The following is a 25125-nucleotide window of genomic DNA, read 5'->3' on the forward strand; positions in this document are numbered from 1 at the left end:
TTAATCGAAAGTTTCTTGCTTCCAAATCGCCTACTTTTCATATACTTAACGTTGGCTACAATTTGAGCGAAATGAAGAAAATATTGAACATTTTTACTCTGATTTTGATTTTTAATATCGGAAAATCTTTCGGACAAGATACGATTAGATTGAAAGGTCATTTAAGAGAAACTTTTCTTTTAGAATCTTTTGAATTGTATCCTGACAAAACTTTTAAATGGACTAATGAATATGATTTGAGTTGGAGTGAATATGGAGAATATAAAATAGAAAAAAACAAACTGACTTTTGATTTTTATATTTGGATGTGGAAACCGACAAGTATGAGTATAAAAGATAGTATTTCTAAAGTGCCGAAAAAATTGAGTACAAGAATATTTGAAATAGACGAGAAAAGAATATATCCAATAACTGAAAAAGGAAAAAGAGTAATTAAAATGAAAGATCCATATTACAGGAGAAAATGGAGTTGGTTATTTGGAAATAAATATGAATATAAAATTATGGCGGACAAAAAACTGTAGCCAACACCGTATAAAAAAAATTGCTAAATTAGTGCTTAATTAAAGGCAGTTGCATTTTTATCAACTTCTGAATTTCCTTCGGAAATTCCTCGCTGACAAAACCGCAACTTTCCTTATACAACAACGTTGGCAAACATTAACCAAAAAAATACGTATGAGAAAAATTACATTAATACTGATTATAACTTTAGGGACAAATAGTTTATGCTCTCAAAGTTTAGATGAAACTTTTGATTGGATTGCAAGAAATTCAAATGGAAGAGAAGCTGTAGACTATGATTACGAGAAAAAGAAACTTTTATTTATTTCATTTAGAGGAGACTCTTGGAGAAGTGTTGAGGAAATTGATCCAAAAAACATCAAAACTATAAAATTAAAATATGGAAGTAATGGCTGGAACTCTGTTCAATTACATTATAACTTATCAAAAGATATTTCTTATTCTACTTATTTTTTAGATTCTAATTTTAATGAAAAACCAGAAACTAGGAAAAATTACAAAAACGGAAAAATTTATATTGACTTTAATTTGAATGTTAACAAAGAAAAAATAAAACAGTTCAAGAATGCTTTTTTGAATATCTTTAAAAAATTAGGAATTAATTTGAATGACGATGATGAAATGTTTAAAAATGAGTAAAAAACATAAATATTTTTTAATATTTGGAATAATTACAACATTATTTCAGCTTCAATTAAACTCTCAAGTATTAAAATTTAAAGCTTTTAGTCTTTCCACTAAAGTAAAAGAACTTGATGATAATCTTGATTTAATTTGGCAAGATTGGGATGACTGGAGGGATAATTCTTCTCTAATAATCATAGATGGAAAAAAAGATAGAATTAAAATATTTGCGAATAAAACATTAGTCTTTGATATAGTCAAATATAATGAAGAAGTACAAGATGAATTTTATTTTTATTGTGTAGATGATGAAGGAAATGAACTTAAATTAGAATTGTATAAAAAAAGAACCAAAGAAGGAAAAGTTTATTTTCAATTTTATATTCGTAAAGAAGATATTCAAGCAGTATATAACTTAAAACTATTAGAAGACGAATAAAACGATTTGCCAACACCGTATAAAATTAATTGCTGGTTTTAGCCAATTTACGAAAGTCCTCGCGGACTTTCTATCTGTGATTTATTTGCTAACTTTAGTGCTTAAAATACGCAACTAATCTTATACAACAACGTTAGCTGTAATTTACCCGAAATCTCCTGAAAAAAGAAATGAAAAGAAAGTTTGTCTACGTAATAAGAATTATAAATACAAAATTTTATAAAATTGGAATATCTAATAATGTAGAAAGTAGGTTGAAAGAATTGAACACAGCTACTCCTTTTGAAATGAAAATTATTTTTAAGAAATATTTTAAAGATTTTCATTTAATTGAAAATTATGTTCAAAATACTTTTATAAACAAACATATAAGAGGAGAATGGTTTGAACTATCTATTTATGATGTAAATTCAATAAAAACGTTTTTGGAAAATCTCGAAAGCAGAAATGAAATTAGTGCGGAAATAAAAAAGAGACTGGTATCAACAAAAAAACATCAGAAAAATAATTTAAAATCTTCAATAATATTTAAAGGAGTTGAATTAAGACCAAAATCACTTAACATAAATCAAAGTTGGGAAATAGTTTATTACGCAAAGGAAAAAAAACAAGATGAATTCAAACGATTTAGAGTTAAAGGTGGAATAAATAGAATTAAGAATAAAACTGAACGACTGATTTTCGCTGATGAATTGAAACACCATCTAATTAGAATTCTTGAATCTGGATATAACCCTTTTGAAAATAACGGAAAAGCAGTAACAATTTATTCACCATAAAAAGAACTACTGAAAATTGAGAAAGAGATTAAAATACAGAATAAGATAAAAACTACAGCTAACACCGTATAAAAATAATGCGTAGTTTAGTGCTTAATCAAGAGTTTGTGCATTTTTGCCAAGTCTCATTTTCCTTCGGAAAATTAGCCTTGCACAAAACCGCACTATCCTTATACAAATACGTTAGCAAATATTTAAAACCAACCTATGAACATAAAATTACTAATTGTAAGTCTTTTAATTTCATCAATATCATTTTCCCAAATTTCGGAAAGTACTGGATTGTATTTTGCGAAAGAATTTAGTAAAGACCAAGCACTTTACAAAGCCAAAGATTACGTGATGACAGAAGTAATCGGTGTAGAAAATGCATTAATTAAATTCGATATTGACCCTTTAGCAGCTGCTTCATCGGGCGAATTGACATCATTAGTTTACGGCTGTGAAGAAAAGAATTTGAGTGGTCTTGTTTTGGGTTTTTATGGCAGTCGATGGAATAAAGCAGGTGTGGTTTATCAAGCATACGCTTTTAAAAATCTTCCTGAAAATAAAGCATTAGAAATACTATCAAAATTAGATAGTTACATTGATAATGAATCGAAATATTTATCCGCTGATTCGGATAACAACAATATGTTTTTCAAATACGACGATATGACTTTTTTAATTTATCGTGACGGTAGTGTGAAAATAAGAGTATTTTGGAACGGATTCGATTCAGAATGGGAATCAACAGCTTTCGGTCGAACAAAAAGAAGATTTGAACGTAAAATAAAGGACTAATGGAAGAATTTTGGGCAGACCCCTATTTTAATAAAATAATCCTGACAATAATTGCAGTTTTAACTAAACTGTTTTTCGGATTTATTTTTAAGACCGAGAAAGATTATCAAGGAATTTTAATCCTTGCGTATTATATTTTACCGATTGTAATAATTGTTTGGCTGAACCTTGACCCAAACATTGAAAATTCAAAATTAACAACTACAATTATTTGTATAAATATAGGCTTAATCATTTTCAACTACTTACAACAAAATATTACAGACACGAATAAAATGCTCGGACAACTCGCAAACACAGAATATGACAAAGTAGAAAAAGTCAAGCAAATTAATGCTGTTCAGGTTGAAAAAATGAAAGCTATAAATGAGAATCAGAAATATATTTTGAGTGAAATCTCGAAAATTAACGATAGAATTATAGGTCATTTTAAAGACAGAGCGGAATAAAAACATTTGCTAACAATGTATATAAAAAATAGCGCGAGCAGTTGCTAACACAAAGGTTCGGGCATTTTTTCGAGGTCGCCAAATTTTTAAATTTGGCTATTTGAGAAAAGAAAAATAAATAGAAAAATTTAAAAATTCGGCTTGAGTTCAACCGAATGGATAGCGTGCAAATCAGCGCTACTTTTCATATACTCGACCGTTAGCAAATATTTAAAAAAAATCAGTATGCAAATCGAAAATGATGAAAATCTAAAAATGTTTTTACTTGAATTATTTAAAAAAGAAGTACCAAATATTTTTAATAATAATTTGAAAAATAATTCACGAGAAGCTTTAGAAGAACTAAAAAAAACAATTTATCTTGGAAAAAACCTAAAGAAAAGTATTAAAGAAAAACAGAATAAATATCAAAATGGAACCAACTATTCTGACTTTTCAATTGATCTTTTTATAGATAATTTAATTCTTGAAATTCTTAAGGACAATAATTTTGATTCTATATTTGATTGGGATGAAGACGAATTTGAACAAATTTTAAGTTCTATGACTATAGTAATTGAAAAAGGCTAAAAACATCAATAAATATAAAAATGAAAGCAGTAATAGAAATAATTGTCAGGATAGTTATTAGTTTAATTGTAATAGCAGTAATATGGGGCATTTTAATGAAAATATTCAACTAAATAGGAATTTAAAAAATGTAAAAGAATGAGTGGAATTGATTTTAATAAATGTTCTATTTCTATGGGAAAAGTTCTTAAAATGTTAGAGGAAGTAACTCCTAAAATTAGAACAAGTTATGATTTAGAAGAAAATAAAGAAGAAATATTAATAATTGCTTATGTATGTAGAGTTGGAATTATCGATAGGATTGAAAAATATCCTTCCTGGATGAAAAATGATTTACCAATCAGAATTCCAAAAGGATTATTTCGTTATAAAAAAGTGAATATGACTGAAGCATTTGAAATGACAATTGGAAATTTAATGAAGCTTACTGAAAAAAATAAAGAAATTTTTGATATAACTGAAAATGTTTTGAGAAGAGGAAAAGGATTTTACCAGTTTGAAACTATTCTACCATTTAACTTCAAAAAAGAACATAATTGAGTAATTTGAAAATTAAAAGAGATTGAAAAAAAACATTTGCTAACACCGTGTATAATTTATTGCTAGTTTTAGCCAATTTACGAAAGTCCTCGCGGACTTTCTATCTGTGATTTATTTACTAACTTTAGTGCTTTAAACACGCAACAAATCATACACAACAACGTTGGCATTCATTAATAAAAAATACCGAAGACAAATAATAATCTTATGAAAAATAATATTTTTATAGCAACAGTTTTGTTGTTTTTATTAACTCCAACTTTAACACACACACAAATATTCCCAAAAGAAAGTTATGAAATAAGTAATTTAATCCCCAATAATTATAAATTAAAAAATCTACAAAAAGGTGATTTAAATGGAGATACAATAGAGGATTTAGTTTTAATTATCAAAAATACAAAAACAAAAAAAAAATCTATAGCAATTTATTATTATGATTTTGAACTAAAAAAATGGAAATTGAAGTCAGAATCTAAAAATTTCTTTAACTATGAGGATGGTGATATTTTTAAAACGTCATCGAGTAGGTATCAAAATTCTGATGATAAAAACACATATGAAGAAATTACATCTATAGAAATTAAAGGACAAATAATAATTATAGGGACAAATGATGGTTTTGGAAATTCTATTACAACAAATGTTAAATTAAATAAAATAGGAAAATATGAAATTATTGGAATAAAAATTAATTCATTCCCAAGAAACTCATTTTACGATGTCAGTATAAATTTTTTAAGTTCAAAGATGAAAATTGCTACAACTTTTTTTGCCGCTTCCGATAATGACGATGACATAATTGAAGAAGAATGGTTTAAAATATTAAATCTTAAAAGATATAATTTTGATGATTTTAGCATTAAAAAATTCTACATAGATGAAAATAAATTTAATAAAAAGAAAATAATTAAATCTAAAATAAACAACTCATTGTCGGAAAATTACTCGATTCCTGAAACTATTAAATACATTAATAATATTGCGAATTCAGAATATATATTAGAGTTTAAGAATAATACATTTATTACAAAAAAATACGATTGGGTAGATCATCGTTATAAAAAAAGGAAACAATGGGAAAAAAGTAGCGAAATTCATTTAAGTAATATATCGAGGGTTTCAATCGGTGAACCCAATATGTATAGCAGTAAGGGTTCACACTCTTCAGTTTCTATCCATTGTAAATATGAAGATGATTGTGCAAAGGGCTATTATGCATATCCAGAATACACAACAATTCCTCTTTTTTCTTGGAAAGTTGGTAACAATAATAATGCAAAGAAAATTGCAAACGCATTAAGGTATATTATTGAAAAAGCGAATAATTCAACAACAAATAAGGACCCATTCTCCAAATATAGTAAAGAGACAAAAGATTACAGCAAAATCAACATAAATGATTTATATATTGGGATGAATAAAAAAAATGTATTCAATACTATAAATACAAAACCAATAGTTGAATTAATTGAATTAGATTATGAAGTTTATAAAGTAAGAAAAGGTAGTGATCAGTATTTTCTATATTTTTCAAATAATAAACTAAATAGAGTTGACAAAGGAGAAAGTATTTATGACGCAATTATAATTATTGATTGAAAAAATAACGAAATGCCAACACCGTATATAATTTATTGCTAGTTCTAGCCTACTTACGAAAATCCTCGCGGATTTTCTATTCGGTTTTTATTTGCTAAATTACGTGCTAAACCACGCAACAAACCATATACAAACACGTTGCCAAAAACAGTCCAAAAATTACGTGCGAATAAACTCACAAGCGAATTATTTTGACTTTCTAAAAAAAGAAATTAGAATATAAGCTGAATTAAAACGGCTGAATTAAAACGAAAAAAATTTTTTAAGGGAATTGTATTTCGCGCGAAAAAAATTTTGCTTCCTAAAGTTGGAATTTTAAATCAAAAACGGAAATTCTGCGTGCGAATTTCAGCATACTTTTGAAAACAGAATTATGCTGAATGAAAACTTAAACGAATCAGTAAGCGTGAATTTTGCAAGACCAAAAAAATAGAATTTAAGAAAGCTAGGTAAATTGGAAAATAAATCGGAATTTTAAAACAGAATAGAACGAAAAAAATTATATTTGAAAAAGAGTGAAAATTAGCTGAAAACAAAAAAACTGCATTTGGCAACACCGTGTATGTTTTATTGCTTTTTATGGTTTTTCTTGCGAAAAACCACGCAAACGTAAAAGTTTGGTTTTTTTAAGTTATTATTAGCTAAATTTCCGCAACAAAGCATACACAAACACGTTGTAAAACATTTAAAAAAAATCCGAACTAACTTGGAAAAGTTGATAATTATCATAGAAAAAATGGCTTATCAATTTTACTTTTGAGAAAACCGAAAAAATGGAAATTCTAAAACTTACAGATAAGAATATTCAAGACGAGCATATTTGTTGTGCAATAAGCGACAAAAAATGCCAAAACGGATATGAAAAGAAAAAAGAGTGGCTGAAAAAAGAATTTAAAAATGGCTACAATTTTCAAAAAGTTGACGTTCGAGGAAAAGTATTTATTGAATATGTACCGATTGAAAATTCTTGGCTTCCATTAATCGGAAAAAATTTTATGGTCATTAATTGTTTTTGGGTTTCTGGACAATTCAAAGGAAAAGGAAACGGAAAAAAATTATTGGAACAATGTTTAGCCGACTCAAAAGGAATGGACGGAATTATTGCAGTTTCGAGCGATAAAAAAAGACCTTTTATGACTGACCCGAAATTTCTCGAACATCAAGGATTTGAAATTATTGACGAGGCGAAACCTTATTTTAAACTTTGGGGACTAAAAACAAATCCTAACGCTGAATTTCCGAAATTTATGGAAAGTGCAAAATCTGGGAATTGTAGGAATAACAACGGAATTACAGCATACTATTCGAATACTTGTCCATTTACTGAATTTTACACAAATGAATTATTAAGAGAATACGTAAAAAAGAAAAATATTCCTTTAGAAATTAATCACATTAAATCTCAAGAAGATGGTCGAAAAATGCCAATTCCGTGGATTATAAATAGTGTTTTTTACAAAGGAGAGTTAGTGAGTTTAGAAATGAAAGTAGAAAGACATTTAGACAAACTAATTGGATAAAAAACGTTTTACAACACCGTATATAATTTATTGCTGGCTTTTTGCCTGCTTACGAAAGTCCTCGCGGACTTTCTTGGTCGGAAATTATTTACTAAATTAGTTGCTTGAAACACGCAACAAACCATATACAAAAACGTTGTGTGTAATGTAAAAACCGAAATGATTCTTGATTAATAGTTATATAATCCAAATTAAATTACAAAATTTTGTAACAATATTTATTACTATGCGTCAAATAAGAAAATAATTTAAAATATATAAATATGAAAACAAATGATTTAATACTTGTAGTTGGAATTTTGGGAATTTTATTTTGTGGATACTTTTTGATAATTGGAAAAGATACATCAACAAGTTTAATTGGATTTATATCTGGATCAAGCTTGATATATCTTTGGAGTTATTTAAGGAAAAAAACAAAAAAATATAACTAAATCTCTTTTGTTGTAATTTTGGAGTTTTACGGTAAGCTTAATTTAGATATGTTGGAAAATATACAGTTACAAGATTAATTGAGTTTATTTACAAAATAATCATAATATTTTTCGGCTCTATGTCGATTGCAATGTGTCGCTTTATATTGTATAATTATTTTTGATTATGCAAATCATTACTGATACAAATGTTTATCCTTAAAAGACTTACGATATAAGTTAATTTTTAAAAACATAATGTCCATCGTATTAGACATCGAACCATTTTTTCTTAAAATTGTGGAAATAAAACAGACATATGAATCCAAACTCTGAATAGAATCATATTCTAATGTAAAAACACTACACACAACACCGTATATAATTTATTGCTGGCTTTTTGCCTACTTGCGAAAGTCCTCGCGGACTTTCTTGGTCCGTAATTATTTACTAAATTAGTTGCTTGTAACACGCAACAAACCATATACACAAACGTTGTGTGTAATGTAAAAATGGTGCTAAAATTGAACATTTGAACTAAAAAAGCCAACGCACAAACAGCACATTTATTTTTTTGCCAACGCGAAAATCCAACCCTCAAAAAAAATAAAAGAGCTGTTTCTTGCCAACGCTCAAACACGAGAATACAACGAACATTTTCACTATATTTCAGCGAATTATTATTACATTGCGACTAAATAACCAAAAAGGTTACAAATGAACCGAATAAAAGAAGTTCTAAAAAATAAAGGAATATCTCAAACTTGGCTTGCAGACCAAACTGATAAAAGTTATACGACTATCAACGAGTACGCAAGAAACAAAAGACAGCCGAGTTTGGAAGACTTATACAAAATAGCAGAAATACTAAATGTACAGGTCAGCGAATTACTAATTGAAAGAAACGACCAATAAATGAAACTATACGAAGCGTTAGAAAAGCAACTTAAAAAGGAAATCAACTTTGTTTCCGACAACGGAGAATTAAAAAAATGGGTCGTAATTAATAAAGCACAAAATTATGATGTTGACTTAATTGCCATTTTACTGGAGGACAAAGAACTAAAAGAGAAATTCTTTTTAGACATAAAAGGCACTTTGGTTTTTAATCAAAATTTATTTGTTCAGTTTCTGGAACAGAAAAACTACCTAAACGACAGTTATACACAATACAAAAACAAAGTTGGATTAACAATTGACGGAAAATACCTAAAACAACGCAACGAAGTTGCGTTAGTTTGGCCATTTAAAGATTGTATTTTGGAAGGTGGACAAAGTCGTGAGGAAGATAAACGAGAAGAAATTTTCTTTAACGAAACCTTGGCACAAGACGAAATCACTCAACTTTTAGAACCTAAAGTGTTGACAAACGCTAAAACCTACGATAAAGATGGCGAACACGAATTTAAAGGCTTTACAAGAGATGCTGAACTAAACAAAAAAAGAGGTTTAACAGAAGATACCATTACAGATAACCTAATAATTAAGGGAAATAATCTTTTAGCTTTACACTCTCTGAAAAAAGAATTTGCTGGAAAAGTAAAACTGATATATATCGACCCACCATATAATACAGGTGGTGATAGTTTCGGGTATAATGATAAGTTTAATCATTCTTCTTGGTTAACATTTATGAAAAACCGTTTAATCATTGCTCGTGAATTATTGAGTGATGAAGGAGTTATTTTTGTAAGTCTTGATGATAATGAAGCTCACTATTGTAAGATTCTTATGGATGAAATTTTTAAAAGAGAAAACTTCATTGCAGATATTTGCCATAAATCAAGAGGCTCAATTTCAAATGATAAAATAATATCGCCAAACCATAACCATATACTTTTATTCGCAAAAAATGAGAGAAAAGTCTTTGCAAAAAAGTCTCTTTTTGGTATAAAAAAGAATTTAGATGGTTTTGATAAAACTGATAAAAATGGAGATTATAAATTAGTACCAGTTGATGGACCTGGAGGAGCATCAAAAGGCAATCCTTTTTATGAATTTGAAGGAATAGAAGGTTATTGGCGATTCTCGAAAGAGAGAATGCAAAGAATGTTTAATGAAGGCCTTGTTGTTAAAACAGCAACTGGTTTACAACAAAAATATTACAAAGAAAAAGCAGCCAAATCAAGACAAACTGTAACAACTTGGTGGGAAGAAAAATTCTTAACATCAAGCGCAACTACTAAACTTAAAAAATTAATGGGTGCAGATGTCTTTAAAAATCCAAAAAATACTGATTTACTTAAAAGAATTGTAGAATTATGGGCTACCGATAATGATATTATACTTGATTATCACGCAGGAAGTGGTACGACAGCACACGCTGTATTAGAGTTGAATAAAGAAGATGGTTTGAATCGAAAATTTATTATGATTGAACAAATGGACTATATTGAAAGTGTAACAAATCAAAGAGTTCAAAAAGTTATCGAGCAAAATAAACAGGGTTCATTTACTTACATAGAACTCAAAAAGCACAATCAAACATTTATAGACCAAATAGAAGAAGCCAAAAACAGTAAGACATTATTGGATATTTGGGAGCAAATGAAAGCTAAATCTTTCCTTGATTACAATGTAGATATACAAAAACAAGATGAACATATTGCCGATTTTAAAAAATTGGAATTGGCACAACAAAAAAAGCATTTAATAGAACTGTTAGATAAAAACCAATTATATGTAAATCTCTCATCAATTAATGATAAAGATTTCGATTGTTCAAAAGCAGAGAAAAAAGTTACAGAAGATTTTTACCAACTTAAAAAAGATTAATTATGGCATATTTATATGATACATTAATCAAAGAATTTGGTAAAAGAGAAGTTGCAAGAACGGAAGTACCAAATTACATTACGGATAATATCAAATACGATATAAGACCTTATCAAGAAGAATCTTTTAAGCGCTTTATGCTTTGTTACAACGAAGATTTTGATGCAAAACCAAATAAGCCTTTTCACCTACTCTACAATATGGCAACTGGTAGCGGAAAAACGTTAGTTATGGCTGGTTTAATGCTATATCTTTATGAAAAAGGCTATCGGAATTTTTTGTTTTTTGTGAATAGCAACAATATTATTACAAAAACAAAAGACAACTTTTTAAATCCTCAAGCATCAAAATACTTATTTAGTGAGAAAATAGTAATAGACAATAAGGAAATTTTAATAAAAGACGTTGACAATTTTGAGGAAGCTGATAATGAAAACATAAATATCAATTTTACAACCATACAACAATTACATATTGACTTAAATAACACAAAGGAAAATAGTGTTACTTATGAAGATTTTAAAGACAAAAAAATTGCTTTAATTGCTGACGAAGCTCATCATTTAAGTTCTGGAACAAAAAGCGGAAAACTATTTGGAAGTTGGGAAGGAACTGTTGAGGAAATACTAAAACAGAATTACGATAATATTCTGTTAGAGTTTACAGCAACTTTAGACTATGAAACCCAATCAATCGTAGAAAAGTATCAAGATAAAGTTATCCAAAAATACGATTTAGCACAGTTTAGAATTGATAAGTATTCTAAAGAAATAAATTTAATTAGGTCGTTATATGATGAACAAGAACGGATTATTCAAGCCTTAATTTTAAACTTGTATCGTCAAGAAATAGCTACTTCGATCAATATTAACTTAAAGCCTGTAATTCTCTTTAAGGCAAAAAGAACGATTAAGGAATCAGAAGAAAATAAAGAAAACTTCCACAATCTTATTGATGATTTTTCTGCTAAAATGGTAGAAAACATTAAAAAGACTTCGACTATTGGTATTGTTCAAAAAGCATTTGACTTTTTTGCGAAAATCAATTTGTCAAGTAATGACATCGCAAAACGAATCAAGTCAATCTTCAAAGAAGAAAATTGCATAAGTGCAAATAATGATAAAGAAGCTGAACTAAACCAAATAAAACTAAACACTCTGGAAGATGAAAACAACCCAATTAGAGCAGTTTTTGCAGTTCAAAAATTAAATGAAGGTTGGGACGTTTTAAACTTATTTGACATTGTAAGATTATACGAAGGTCAAAATACAGGTGGAACTAATACAACAATCGGAAAAACAACGCTTTCAGAAGCCCAATTAATTGGTAGAGGAGCAAGATATTTTCCGTTTAAATTAGAAGAAGGACAAGACCTTTACAAACGTAAATATGATGAAGATTTATCTAACGATTTAAAAGTTTTAGAAGAACTTTATTACCATACAAAAGAGGACAATCGTTACATTTCAGAATTGAAAAAAGCCTTGGTAGAATCTGGGATTTATGAAGATGAAGATAAATCAATACAACTTAGTTTATTTCTAAAGCCAGAATTCAAGAAGACTGATTTCTATAAAACTGGCAAAGTTATTTTTAATAAGAAAATTGAGAAAAGCTACGATAATGTAAAATCGTTTTCGGATTTAGGCGTTTCAAAAAGGAATATAAGTTTTACGCTATCTTCTGGAATGGGTAAAAAAAGTAGTGTATTCTTTGAAATGGAAAACCCTAAATCTAATGACGAAGTAATTAAAGAACGAGACGTAAAAATTTCTGATATTTCAAAGCATATTATTCGCTACGCATTAACTCAAAATCCCTTTTACTATTTTGAAAATTTAGAAAGGTATTTCCCAAATACAAAATCCTTATCAAATTTTATTGACAGTAAAGAATATTTAGGAGGTTTAGAGATAACATTAAGAGGAACAAAAACAAGACTTGACGAAATTTCTAATTTCGACTATTTGTTAGCAGTTCAAAAGTTATTGCAAACCATCGAATCTGAAATAAAATCGAACTTAACAGAATATGAAGGCTCTGAATACATCAACAAAAATGTTCACGAAGTCTTTAAAGACAAGGAAATTAAAGTTTACAAAGACAGCGAAAGAGCTGATGGACAATTTGACGTAGTAAGCGAACCAGAATGGTATGTTTATAACGCCAATTACGGAACAAGTGAAGAAAAAGAATTTGTGAAAATGTTTGCAAGAAGATTTGAGCAATTGGAAAATAATTTTGAAAATATTTACTTAATCAGAAATGAAAGAGAAATTAAAATCATTGATAAATTAGGTAGAGCATTTGAACCAGATTTCGTGCTATTCTGCAAACAAAAAGCTGGAAAAGAATTGACTTATCAAGTTTTCATTGAACCGAAAGGAAATCATTTGAAAGCACACGATAAATGGAAAGAGGACTTTTTAAAAGAAATTAGAGAGGACAAAAAAACCATTGAAATCGATTCTGATAATTATTTAATAACTGGAGTTCCTTTTTACAATAACGAAAACGAAAATGAATTTAAGGAAACATTGGAAAACACTCTGAACAATGCCAACGCATAAGCCATACACATTTGCAATTCGCTACAGCCAACACACAAGCCCAAAATTGCAAAAGAGTATGTCTTGCCAACGCACACATTTGAACTAAATAACAAACATAGGAAAACCAAGCAGAACGCAAAACACTACACACAACAACGTGTATAAAACATAGCTATTATAGGCTTTCCGAGAGGTTTTTGCTTATTTATAAAGTCCGCCAAATTTTTATTTTTGTATATTTAGAAATTAAAAGATAAATAGAAAAAATAAAAATTCGGCTCGTGCTAAATCTGAAAAGTTAGCGTTCATTTATACGCTACGTTTCATACACAAGACCGTTGTATTTAATATCGGAGACTTTTGGAATTTTCAACCCACTTTATCGAATATTCAAGAATTTTTTGTGGAGAAGTTTAACGGTTTTGACTTTGGAATTTTAAGACTCAAACTGAACGATTGAAATCGTTGAGAGTTTACTCTCAAAACATTGAAACGTTTTTCAGTTTGAAGATAGTTAAAAAATTTGAGAAAGTCAAGTAAGATCCTACTTCTCTTGTAATTAACTTGAATATTCTTTCACTCTAAGACGTTCCATATAAAAAGCATATAAAACATATTAGAGCGAAAAACTGAATTGAAAACCAATCTATGTAGCGTCTTCGAGACTACGTATTTTTTAATATTTTTAAGAGAAGTTCACAATAATTCATTAGAAGAAGTAGGCTCTAGAATATCCAGAGGAATAATTATGGAAAATACTAAACACAACAGCCTATATAAAAAATAGCTACATCAGTTATTATTTAAAAAAATTCTGTATTTTTAAAAGCCAATAGAATGCCTACAGAAAATATAGCTTAAAATGATCGCTACTTTCCATATAGGCAAACGTTGTATTTAATATCGGAGACTTTTGGAATTTTCAACCCACTTTATCGAATATTCAAGAATTTTTTGTGGAGAAGTTTAACGGTTTTGACTTTGGAATTTTAAGACTCAAACTGAACGATTGAAATCGTTGAGAGTTTACTCTCAAAACATTGAAACGTTTTTCAGTTTGAAGATAGTTAAAAAATTTGAGAAAGTCAAGTAAGATCCTACTTCTCTTGTAATTAACTTGAATATTCTTTCACTCTAAGACGTTCCATATAAAAAGCATATAAAACATATTAGAGCGAAAAACTGAATTGAAAACCAATCTATGTAGCGTCTTCGAGACTACGTATTTTTTAATATTTTTAAGAGAAGTTCACAATAATTCATTAGAAGAAGTAGGCTCTAGAATATCCAGAGGAATAATTATGGAAAATACTAAACACAACAGCCTATATAAAAAATAGCTACATCAGTTATTATTTAAAAAAATTCTGTATTTTTAAAAGCCAATAGAATGCCTACAGAAAATATAGCTTAAAATGATCGCTACTTTCCATATAGGCAAACGTTGGCAGTAATTAAATCCCCATAAAAACGGAGAAATTCGAAAATAGTTGAAGTAAATTAAATATGAAAAATAAATATATACTAATTGTAATGTTATTCGTTTCTTTTAATATTTTTTCACAAAAAACGAAATGTGTAGATTTAATTAAATACGCAAAAGAAGAAAGTTATTCAAATGACGAAGTGAGTTCATATAAACTTTCTGAATCTTCTTGGTTAAAAAAAGTTAAAGCTTATCATTTCAGAAATAATTCTACTGTAATTACTGCTGAAATAAGATTGAAAAATTCTTATGAAACTAAAAAATATGTTTTTTGTGGAGTTACATTTGATAATTGGGTAGCTTTTACAACTGGAGCATTTGACCCAAACACGACATATGGGGAAAGATTTCATAAATATATTTTTAATAATAAATGTAATTGTAATTAAAAAATGAATAGAACCAATAAATTCTAAAATGGAAGGAAAAATAATTATTGGAATTATTTCAGCTTTTATATTAGTAATTACAGCTACTTTTATAAATTCTGAAAACTTATCTAAAACTCAAAAAAATATTTTATTTATTTTAATCTTATTTCCTCCAGCGCAATGGATATTAGGAATAATTTTCTTGAATTTAAACAAGGAAAATTCAAATCAAAAATTCATATCTAAAAAAAGGAAAAATAAGAAATCAAAAGGGAAAAAAAATATTAAGCGAAAAAAAAATAATGAAAAGAAGCAACTTGAAAAAATTAACAGTACAAAGAAAAAAACAAAGATTATAAAAACTCAGAATAAAAAAATAAGTGTTGAAAAATTGACCCCACAAATAGCTCTAATTAAAAGTAAGTTTAAAGAAAATAGAAAATTATTGCGAAAAGAACTTAAAATGAATTTAATAACTGATATAGAATATGAATATAAATTAAAAATATTGAAAGAGAAAAAAGAAAAAGAATTGTTAGAATAAAAACTACTGCCAACACCGTGTAATAAAAATTGCTAAATTAGTACTTTATTAAAAGCAGTTGCATTTCTGTAAACTTCTATTTTCCTTCGGAAAATAGCCGTTCACTTTAAACGCAACTTTCAGTACACAACAACGTTCTACGCAATTTGACCAAATTAACGAAAATTGTACTTAAATTCAAGTTTTTTGATTTTTAAGAAAGAAAAAATGAAACCGAATTTGAAACCGAATTTGAAATTGAAAATAAAACGGCGGAATTAATTACTCTTGCGGAATTGCAAAACGTGCGGAAAAAAAGCGGAATTTAGGATTCGCCCAAAACCTGTTCTTTGCATCGAAAATTTAGCTAACCGAAAAGTTTCGGCTGAATAGCAGAATCGCTAAACCTAACGGCTGAACTGTATGAAAAAAGGATTTTCCCAGGTTTCGTCTTTAACGAGGAAAACCAAGAAAACCCAAAGTTTGAGCTGAATAACAAAACGGTAAAACGTGTGGAAAAACATTGCGGAATGAAATCCGAAATTTTTTTGAGATTTTAAGAAAAAATAGAAGAAATAGAATTTTAAAAACACAGCGGAATTTGACTCGTGCGAATAAACACAAACGGAATAAAAACTGCGTAGAACAACGTGTATAATAAATGGCTGGTCCTCGCCTACTTACGAAAATCCTTGCGGATTTTCTATTTGGTTTTTATTTGCTAAATTAGGTGCTTAAACACGCCACTAATCATACACAAAACCGTTGGCAAACATTAACCAATCACACTTTTGAAAAAGAAAAAGGAATAAATGGAATTATGAAAAACATTAATCTGAAAAAGCATTTATTTAAAATTGTACTTCTGATTTTCGGAATTTACTTGACATATAATTATTTTGACAACAAAAAGAAGATTGCGGATTTAGATTATGGGATTAAAGCAAACGTTTTGAGAAAATCTCTTAATGTTCCAATCATAGATGAATATATGACAGCGGAAAGCAAATACGACGAATTTTTCGGAAATAGATGGGAATCTTGGAGAGAAAAACCAAAATCTGACGAAATACTTCACGTTTGGAAAGTAGTAATTCCTTCAGAAAACGAACAGTATATTTTGGACGAAGAAATGGATGCTTATCGAATGAAAAACGAAAATGGAAGAATTGCACAATTAAATATTTATAGCAAAATAATTAAGGACTCTTTTTTAACTCGAACTGGACGAATTTTTTATAATACTGAACCTAGAGAAAAATTAGAATTAAATGAAATAGGAGTTGATAGTGTTGTGAAAAGTTGGAATTTAAACTACTTGATTAAAAAATAACGATTTGCCAACACCGTGTATAATTAATGGCTGGTTCTCGCCTACTTACGAAAATCCTCGCGGATTTTCTATTAGGTTTTTATTTGCTAAATTAGGTGCTTAAACACGCCACTAATCATACACAAACACGTTGTAAAAAACTGGGCGAAAGTATAATCCGCAAGTAAAAGTTCTTTTAAAAACATTTAGCTTTAAAGTCTGAAAACTCAAAAAAGCGAAATAAAACGTTTGAAAAATTAGTTTATTGGAACACTCTCTCGCGAATCAAAATTTTGAAAAAAATTAGAAGGTTTTTAGAATTTTAAGAAAGGAAAAATAGTTCTTTTCGTTCGGAGTTTTAAAACGCAAAAAAAAGGAAAAAGTTTGCGGAATTTAGCTTGTTTGAAAATATCTGAAAACTTGAAACTTATTTACTGTTTGAAGCTAAAATTGCGGAATTAAGCAAAGTGCTGAGTAAAAGTCGGAGAAATTCGTTCTTAAAGACAAATTTAGAAAGTCTGAGAGATTTCTAAGAGTAAAATAAAGGTATACTCATGTTCTGAATTAAAAACTTGTGAAAACACTGAAAAATAAAAATTGCGGAATTTGCTAAGAAACTCAAAAAAGGAGAAAAAAAAATAGGAATTTTATAACTTATAAAGTGGAAATTAAACACGCATTTTACAACACCTTGTATAAAAAATTGCTAAATTTGGCTTAATCAAAGGTTTGTGCTTTTTTGTCAACTCCTATTTTCCTGCGGAAAATAGCCGTCGACTTAAAACGCAACTTTCCATACACAACAACGTTGTGCACAAGCTGAAAAAAAATTGGAACATAATGAAAAATACGACAATTGACATAAACGATTCTACTATTAAAAAATATGTGGAATCATTACGACCTGAAAATCTTGAAATTCGTAAACAAGTCGATATTGGATATTCATATGACGGAAAAATTGTAATACTATTTGAAATTAGACCTGAATGGGATAATCCAAAAAAGATGCAACAAATTGAATTTGCAAAAATTCGACATTACAAATCAAGAAAAGAATGGAATTTATATTGGATGCGAGCAAGTGGAAAATGGGAACTTTACGAACCATTACCTAAATCAACGCATTTAGCGAAAATCATCGAAATCATAAAAGAAGATAAACACGATTGCTTTTATGGATAAATCAAAAAAAAGTATAGTTAGAGAAATTGCGCAAGAATTAGATTGCGGAAATGAATGCTATTATAATTTTAAAACCAGCGAAATATTAGCAATTCCGAATTTATCACAAATATTCGACGAGGAAGAATTTAAAGAGTCTTTTAAAGAAAGTTTAAAAAAATTAAAGAAGTATAAAGCTGATTTTATCAAAATCGAAATTTTGGAAAGTTTTGAATCCTTTAAAATTATGGAGAGATTTGTTGAGCAAGTAACAGATGCAAAACTTCAAGTGGAATTAGAGAATATTTTAGCAAACAAAAAACCTTTCCAGAATTTTAAGCAAAAAATTGACCATTCAAATTTTAGACAAAGTTGGTTTGAATTTAAGCAAATTGAGTTGGAAAGAATAGTAGAAAATCAATTGAAATGAAAAAAGCCTGTGCACAACACCGTATAAACTTTATTGCTAGTTTTAGCTCACTTGGGAAATTCCTCCGGAATTTCGCCGTTCGTGTTTTATTTAGTAAATTCATTGCTTAAACAACGCAACAAAGCTTATACAACAACGTTGTATTTAATATCGGAGACTTTTGGAATTTTCAACCCACTTTATCGAATATTCAAGAATTTTTTGTGGAGAAGTTTAACGGTTTTGACTTTGGAATTTTAAGACTCAAACTGAACGATTGAAATCGTTGAGAGTTTACTCTCAAAACATTGAAACGTTTTTCAGTTTGAAGATAGTTAAAAAATTTGAGAAAGTCAAGTAAGATCCTACTTCTCTTGTAATTAACTTGAATATTCTTTCACTCTAAGACGTTCCATATAAAAAGCATATAAAACATATTAGAGCGAAAAACTGAATTGAAAACCAATCTATGTAGCGTCTTCGAGACTACGTATTTTTTAATATTTTTAAGAGAAGTTCACAATAATTCATTAGAAGAAGTAGGCTCTAGAATATCCAGAGGAATAATTATGGAAAATACTAAACACAACAGCCTATATAAAAAATAGCTACATCAGTTATTATTTAAAAAAATTCTGTATTTTTAAAAGCCAATAGAATGCCTACAGAAAATATAGCTTAAAATGATCGCTACTTTCCATATAGGCAAACGTTGGCAAACATTATACGGAATAATTCAAAAGCAGTCTATCCGAGACTAATTCTTGTTCTAAAGTTTGACCTTCCATTTGGAATCTTCTCAACATTGAACGTCCAACACTAACGAAAATTTCTTCCTCAAAAACATTTTCTGGAATTGGTAAATCGCAAAGATAATTTCCTGATTTTTTACTTCCGTCAATACTTAATGCAACTCGAACACCTTTATTTTTTGCTTTTTCAATTTCTGAAAACAAATCTTCTAATTGGAAAGATTGAGCACCATAAAGAATTCCTTGACTATGACTGTATGGTGGATCGCAATAAATTAAATCACCTTCTTTGGCTAGTTCAAAAACTTCTTTATAATCTGCGTGAATAAAATTTACATTTTTCATTCGTCCTTTCCAATTCTGAACTCTTTTCGCAAAACTGTCAACTGAAATAGGTGTATGAGGTCCACAAGGTGTACTCATATAACCATCACTTTTTCTAAAGCGAACGATTCCACCATAACAAGATCTTGTTAAAAACAAAAAATCTTTACCATTGTGATTTGCATTAAAAGATGCTTTTACACTTTCATAAACTTCCTTTTTATTCTCACCATTTAATTTGTTTCTACTCTCTGCATACCAATCAATTAATCCGTTTGGATCGGACTTTAATTGTTGCCAAATTTCAATTAATGGCAAAAATGCATCAGAACCAACACCAATATTTGGAGCAACTGTTGCCATTACAGCACCACTACCAAGAAAAGGCTCATAAAAAGTATTAAAATCAGTTGGAAAAAATCTTGCAATTTCAGATGCAAATCTTTGTTTATTGCCAACCCATTTCAATAATTGACTTTTAGGCGGTGTGTAAGTAGCAAATTTGCTATCGAGTGTCAACTGCATAATTAAGAATTTTGGTAAATGTAATATTAATTATGTCCTTATCCTAATATCGGATATCCGAAAATAGGATATATTTTAGCATTGTGAATAAAAAAACACTCAAAAAAGGACAAATTGCACTTACAAAGACTTTATACAGTCTACGTATGGGAGCTGGCTTAAAACAAACTGATTTAGCTAATCTTTTAGATGTTCCACAATCTTTTGTAAGTAAGATTGAAACTGGAGAGAGAGGATTAGATTTAGTAGAATTAAAAATAGTTGTTGAGGCTATGGGAGCAACTTTAGCTGAATTTGTTATTGAATTTGAAAAAAACGTAAATGAAAGCAAATAATAAATTTGAAAACCTTGATTTGGAGTTTTGGGCTAATATTAAGTTACTTAATCAAAGATTAGGTTATACAATAAGAAAAACTAAAAAAAATCCAGAAGGAGGTTTTGTTGTACCAAGTGTTGAAGACATCAAAAGAGTTTTTTCAGAAGAAGGTTTGTCAACCAAAAGACTAATCGAAAAAGATAACCTAACCGATTTTGGTAAGTTGGTAGTTGAGTATATGGAATTTAGAGGAGACATTTTGACTAACATTGTTCAGCCAAATCTTATGAATAAAGACCAAGCCAAAAAACTGTTCTACGAAATGAAAAAAGCAAACAAACCAAAGTGTCCGCTTCCAATGAACAAACAAAAGGACGAAAAAAGAGATCACTCTTTTTTAACAGGTTTGGTTAATATGATTGTCGAAAAAAACAAGGGCGAGTTAGAGTGTGATTACGATCCAAAAGAACTGACTGCAATAACCAAAGATGGATTTCCAATAAGAACTTTATCTCGTAGAGTAGATGGTGCGTTTCCATCTGTTATCGATCCAAAAGCAATTTGGGAAATTAAAGAATATTACTATACAACTACATTTGGTAGTCGAGTTGCTGACGGAGTTTATGAAACTCAATTAGATGGCTGGGAATTATGGGAAACTAAAGAGAATACAGGAATTGAAGTAAAACACTACCTATTCGTTGATGACCATTTTACTTGGTGGATAAAAGGTCGTTCTTATCTTTGTCGTTTAATTGATACAATACATATGGGATTAGTAACAGAAGTGATTTTCGGAAAAGAAGTTGTGACAAGATTACCCGAAATAGTTAAGTCTTGGGCTATCGATGAATAAATAACGATTTGCCAACACCGTGTATAATTCATTGCTAGTTATAGCCTACTTACGAAAGTCCTCGCGGACTTTCTATCTGTGATTTATTTGCTAACTTTAGTGCTTGAAACACGCAACGAAATCATACACAAAACCGTTGTAAGCAAGCTAAACCGAACAAACTCACAGAATGGAATTATTAACTAAATTTATCGATGATGCTAAAATAGATGACGAAGAATTCTTCGAATATGTCCAAGAAGCTGACAATGATGAATTAGCTGAATTTGTACAATTATTTAATGAAGTAATTGATAATTCTTATTCAGAAGAAAAAAGTAATAACAAATTTAATTTTATTGCAAATTCAACTTTGAGTGGATTATCATTTCCTTGTGGAGAAATAGATTGTAAAATAAATAGTATTTATTCACTTGCAAGAAATGCTATTTTATATGCGGACACAGTTTACTTACAAAATCCATTTGCTCAATACGTAAAGCATAAAGAATTTAATGATAAATTAAGACAAGATTTAATTGGAGATTTAATTGTATTAAGTTACATAAGACCTTTACTTGAAGAAAAAATATTTAAAATAGCAGTTTCTAAAGTTCATTATTGTCACGATTGCTATACAAGATTTCAAGAAAATTACCTTCAAACATTTGATTGGAATCTAAAGACTGTTGAACCTTTAATCGCAGATTACTTAATTGAAAATGTAGATTTTCACTTACTTTGGGGTGTTGAAAGTATTGGTATAGAAATTTCAGGAAATAATGATTTATTGAATCATCCAATGGTTGTTAATTTCATAAAATACGTTCCCGAAAACTTAAAAAGTAAAGCAAGAAAAGGAGAAAGAATTAAGTTAAACAATTCGGATATAAAAAATTCTGGAATTACTAATTACCTACTTAACGAAATTGAAAAAAACTTATCAATTCAAGATTTTTATTCAACTTATTATTCTTGTCACGTTTTGACTGATAGAGAATTTGATATTAAACTTCTAAAACTAATAAATAAAGACATTTACGAACAAAATGCAAGACAAGGAGAAATAATTAAAAACCTTAATCATTTAGTTCCCTTCATCGATGAAGTTCCAATAGAGAAACTTATAACAATGAGGAAAAATGAAGGAGAATCATTTCAAGTTTATCGTGACAAAGTCAATAGTCTTTCTAAAAACAATATCCTAACGATTCAAGATTCTAAACAAATTTATCAAGACGAAATTAGACCAGAATTGAATAAAATAAATTTGACATTAAAAAATAATAAAAAAGTATTATGGGGAAATATAAAATCAAATGTATTTTTAGCTTCAACTTATATTTCAACAAGTTTATTCACAGGAATATTGCCAACAAATATTGATAAAATAGTTGCATCAGTTGGAGGTTTTGGTTTTGCTAAAAATATCGGACAAGATGTTTTGAAATTAATAAAGAAACCTGAAGTTAGAAATAATGAATTATATTTTTTATGGAAAATAAAACAAGATAACAAAATTGAGATATAGAAAAGCCTGCTTACAACACCGTATAAAATTAATTGCTGGTTTTAGCCTATTTACGAAAGTCCTCGCGGACTTTCTATCTGTGATTTATTTGCTAACTTTAGTACTTAAAACACGCAACTAATCTTATACAAACACGTTAGGTGCAAGCAAAAACAAACGACAGTAAATGAAAACAACTTTCCTCGGAAACGGACTCGATTCAGGTAAAAAAAATAATGTCGGAAAACAACTTGCTAAATCTTTTGAAAGTAAAGATTATAAGAAATTTTATGGTTTTGTTGCTTTCGCAACTCTTTCAGGATTTAAACCTTTTATGTCAGAGCTTGAAATAGCAAAATCAAATTACGAAGAAATCAAATTATTTATTGGTATTGACCATAAAATTACTAGCGAAGAAGCACTTGAGTTTTTATTAAAAGAAAATATAGAAACTTATATTTATTACGATGAAGATAATCATCGAAAAATTTATCACCCAAAATTATTCTTGTTTGAAGGTAACAATACTTCCAGAATAATCATAGGTTCCTCAAACCTTACTCATCAAGCACTTTATTCCAATGTAGAAGCATCAATCCAATTAGACCTTGAATTAGATGACTTAAATACACTTACAGAAATTAAAGACTATTATTCAAGTCTTTTAGACCTTTCTTCACCTAACTTAAAATTACTTTCAAACGAGTATTTAGAACTTTTAAAAAAACAAGGTCTACTATCTAATGGAGATAATGATGAAGAAGACAATGACGATGATGACCACAGAACTAAAAAGAAATATGAATATGACAAAAAGTTTACTGAAAGTGATAAAGAAAAATTTAATACAATATTAGAGAGGTATCTTTTATATAAACAAACCAAAAGACCTGATGGAATAGTAAGTAAACACGCAAAGGACAGGGAATTATTTAGGTGGTATCAAAAAATGCACGCTTTATACAATCAAGATAATAATTCTCTACCTTTTGTTTATTTCGAAAGATTACTAGAAGCTGATTTTCCTTTTGATGGTATAGGTCGCAAAAGAAAACAATTACTTAAATGGAAAGAAGATTTTCAAAAAGTTCTTGAATATAAAAACAAAGTTGACCCAGATAAAAAATACACATATGTTCCTCAATTTAAGAATAAATCGAATGAATATTATGAAGTAGGTTTATGGTGTGCTCAACAAAAACAAAGAAGAAAAGGAAACAAGAATTATGGAATGGAATGGAGTCAATTTGAGGAAGATAAAATGAATTCTATAAATTTTGTTTGGGATGTTTCTACTTTAGGTTTCAGAACAACAGAAGATAAATGGTCAGATACTTATGTAGAATTAGAAAATTATTACTCAAACAAAAAAAACTACAAAACAGTTCCTTCTCAAAAAACATACATTGGTCATTGGTTAAGTGACCAAATGTCATTTAAAACAAGACAAGACAGAGAAAACAGAAATGATTTATTGAGCATTGAAAAAGAAAAAATGTTAGGAAAACTTCTTAATGAAAATGGTGTAGAATGGGAATGGAGAAAACAAAAAGAAAGAGAAAGTATTCAAAGTAAAATTAAAAGTTGGCAATTTGTAGAAAAACTAAAAAACGAAGGAAAAATAAAAGAGTTTAGAGAGCAAAATCCAAAAGTCTTAAAAAAATACAGAGATGATGTAGCTCAATTAAGAAGCCATACAAAAAGGTGGAATAATGAAAAAAATAAATGGAAATATGAACTTGTTGACAAAGTAGGATTTCCATATAAGAAAGAATAAATGCCTGCACCTAACACCGTATATAATTTATTGCTAGTTCTAGCCTACTTACGAAAATTCTCGCGGATTTTCTATTCGGTTTTTATTTACTAAATTACGTGCTAAACCACGCAACAAACCATATACAAACACGTTGTGTGTAATGTAAAAATCGTGCTAAAATTGAACATTTGAACTAAAAAAGCCAGCCACACAAACAGCACATTTATTTTTTTTGCCAACGCGAAAAGCCAACGCAAAAAAAAATAA

At 28.7% G+C, this 25125-nt stretch carries 24 protein-coding genes; 23 read left to right on the forward strand and 1 reads right to left on the reverse strand.

Annotated features, from left to right (window positions below; genetic code table 11):
• Positions 1-104: 104 nt before the first annotated feature.
• The 19 genes from WG945_RS04605 (at position 105) to WG945_RS04695 (ending at position 18857) form a co-directional block, all read left to right on the forward strand.
• Positions 105-524 carry a hypothetical protein gene (locus tag WG945_RS04605; protein ID WP_340866963.1) on the forward strand — a complete coding sequence of 140 codons (420 nt, stop codon included), beginning with the start codon at positions 105-107 and terminating at the stop codon, positions 522-524.
• 154 nt (positions 525-678) lie between these two features.
• Positions 679-1164: a hypothetical protein gene (locus WG945_RS04610; RefSeq protein WP_068451899.1), complete on the forward strand. Its 486-nt coding sequence runs from the start codon at positions 679-681 to the stop codon at positions 1162-1164.
• Positions 1157-1588: a hypothetical protein gene (locus WG945_RS04615; RefSeq protein ID WP_157603709.1), complete on the forward strand. Its 432-nt coding sequence runs from the start codon at positions 1157-1159 to the stop codon at positions 1586-1588. Before WG945_RS04610 ends, WG945_RS04615 begins: the two co-directional genes overlap by 8 nt.
• Positions 1589-1758: 170 nt before the next feature.
• Positions 1759-2367: a GIY-YIG nuclease family protein gene (locus tag WG945_RS04620; protein ID WP_068451910.1), complete on the forward strand. Its 609-nt coding sequence runs from the start codon at positions 1759-1761 to the stop codon at positions 2365-2367.
• Between the two features lie 207 nt (positions 2368-2574).
• Complete coding sequence (locus WG945_RS04625; RefSeq protein ID WP_068451913.1) at positions 2575-3150, forward strand: hypothetical protein; 576 nt, start codon at positions 2575-2577, stop codon at positions 3148-3150.
• A complete protein-coding gene (locus WG945_RS04630; protein ID WP_068451915.1) occupies positions 3150-3599 on the forward strand; it encodes a hypothetical protein in 450 nt (149 codons plus the stop codon). The genes WG945_RS04625 and WG945_RS04630 overlap by 1 nt, the downstream gene beginning before the upstream one ends.
• A 225-nt stretch (positions 3600-3824) precedes the next feature.
• A complete protein-coding gene (locus WG945_RS04635; RefSeq protein WP_068451916.1) occupies positions 3825-4169 on the forward strand; it encodes a hypothetical protein in 345 nt (114 codons plus the stop codon).
• 138 nt (positions 4170-4307) lie between these two features.
• Positions 4308-4709 carry a hypothetical protein gene (locus WG945_RS04640; protein ID WP_068451917.1) on the forward strand — a complete coding sequence of 134 codons (402 nt, stop codon included), beginning with the start codon at positions 4308-4310 and terminating at the stop codon, positions 4707-4709.
• Between the two features lie 207 nt (positions 4710-4916).
• Entirely contained in the window at positions 4917-6311 is a 1395-nt protein-coding gene (locus WG945_RS04645) for a hypothetical protein (RefSeq protein ID WP_157603710.1), read from the forward strand.
• 773 nt (positions 6312-7084) lie between these two features.
• Positions 7085-7831 (forward strand): YoaP domain-containing protein, encoded by a 747-nt coding sequence (locus WG945_RS04650; protein ID WP_068448519.1) that lies wholly within the window; start codon positions 7085-7087, stop codon positions 7829-7831.
• Between the two features lie 263 nt (positions 7832-8094).
• The gene (locus WG945_RS04655; RefSeq protein ID WP_157603575.1) at positions 8095-8265 is read left to right on the forward strand and encodes a hypothetical protein; all 171 of its coding nucleotides are present in this window, start codon (positions 8095-8097) and stop codon (positions 8263-8265) included.
• Between the two features lie 696 nt (positions 8266-8961).
• Entirely contained in the window at positions 8962-9159 is a 198-nt protein-coding gene (locus tag WG945_RS04660) for a helix-turn-helix transcriptional regulator (RefSeq protein WP_068452248.1), read from the forward strand.
• Positions 9160-11019: a DNA methyltransferase gene (locus tag WG945_RS04665; protein ID WP_068452245.1), complete on the forward strand. Its 1860-nt coding sequence runs from the start codon at positions 9160-9162 to the stop codon at positions 11017-11019.
• Positions 11020-11021: 2 nt separating this feature from the next.
• The gene (locus tag WG945_RS04670; protein ID WP_068452243.1) at positions 11022-13589 is read left to right on the forward strand and encodes a DEAD/DEAH box helicase family protein; all 2568 of its coding nucleotides are present in this window, start codon (positions 11022-11024) and stop codon (positions 13587-13589) included.
• A 1488-nt stretch (positions 13590-15077) separates the two neighbouring features.
• The gene (locus WG945_RS04675) at positions 15078-15446 is read left to right on the forward strand and encodes a hypothetical protein (protein ID WP_068453106.1); all 369 of its coding nucleotides are present in this window, start codon (positions 15078-15080) and stop codon (positions 15444-15446) included.
• 28 nt (positions 15447-15474) lie between these two features.
• Entirely contained in the window at positions 15475-15972 is a 498-nt protein-coding gene (locus WG945_RS04680; RefSeq protein WP_068453103.1) for a hypothetical protein, read from the forward strand.
• 709 nt (positions 15973-16681) lie between these two features.
• Entirely contained in the window at positions 16682-17284 is a 603-nt protein-coding gene (locus WG945_RS04685; RefSeq protein WP_340866966.1) for a hypothetical protein, read from the forward strand.
• An 819-nt stretch (positions 17285-18103) separates the two neighbouring features.
• The gene (locus WG945_RS04690) at positions 18104-18448 is read left to right on the forward strand and encodes a DUF3024 domain-containing protein (protein ID WP_068452115.1); all 345 of its coding nucleotides are present in this window, start codon (positions 18104-18106) and stop codon (positions 18446-18448) included.
• Complete coding sequence (locus WG945_RS04695) at positions 18441-18857, forward strand: UPF0158 family protein (protein WP_068452112.1); 417 nt, start codon at positions 18441-18443, stop codon at positions 18855-18857. Before WG945_RS04690 ends, WG945_RS04695 begins: the two co-directional genes overlap by 8 nt.
• A gap of 701 nt (positions 18858-19558) precedes the next feature.
• Here the strand turns inward: WG945_RS04695 and WG945_RS04700 are convergent.
• Positions 19559-20437, reverse strand: a complete 879-nt coding sequence (locus WG945_RS04700; protein ID WP_068448515.1) for a Dam family site-specific DNA-(adenine-N6)-methyltransferase — start codon at positions 20435-20437, stop codon at positions 19559-19561.
• 83 nt (positions 20438-20520) lie between these two features.
• On the opposite strand from WG945_RS04700, the gene WG945_RS04705 reads away from it, so the two are divergent.
• From WG945_RS04705 to WG945_RS04720, 4 genes are all read left to right on the forward strand, one after another.
• On the forward strand, positions 20521-20772 hold the full coding sequence (locus WG945_RS04705) for a helix-turn-helix domain-containing protein (protein WP_068448516.1): 252 nt from the start codon (positions 20521-20523) through the stop codon (positions 20770-20772).
• Positions 20759-21610 (forward strand): DUF7687 domain-containing protein, encoded by an 852-nt coding sequence (locus WG945_RS04710; protein ID WP_197482060.1) that lies wholly within the window; start codon positions 20759-20761, stop codon positions 21608-21610. Before WG945_RS04705 ends, WG945_RS04710 begins: the two co-directional genes overlap by 14 nt.
• Positions 21611-21779: 169 nt before the next feature.
• On the forward strand, positions 21780-23120 hold the full coding sequence (locus WG945_RS04715) for a hypothetical protein (RefSeq protein ID WP_068448517.1): 1341 nt from the start codon (positions 21780-21782) through the stop codon (positions 23118-23120).
• A 166-nt stretch (positions 23121-23286) separates the two neighbouring features.
• The gene (locus tag WG945_RS04720) at positions 23287-24876 is read left to right on the forward strand and encodes a phospholipase D-like domain-containing protein (RefSeq protein WP_068453049.1); all 1590 of its coding nucleotides are present in this window, start codon (positions 23287-23289) and stop codon (positions 24874-24876) included.
• Positions 24877-25125 lie beyond the last annotated feature (249 nt).

This window comes from Polaribacter atrinae, from assembly GCF_038023995.1.
Classification (GTDB): domain Bacteria; phylum Bacteroidota; class Bacteroidia; order Flavobacteriales; family Flavobacteriaceae; genus Polaribacter; species Polaribacter atrinae.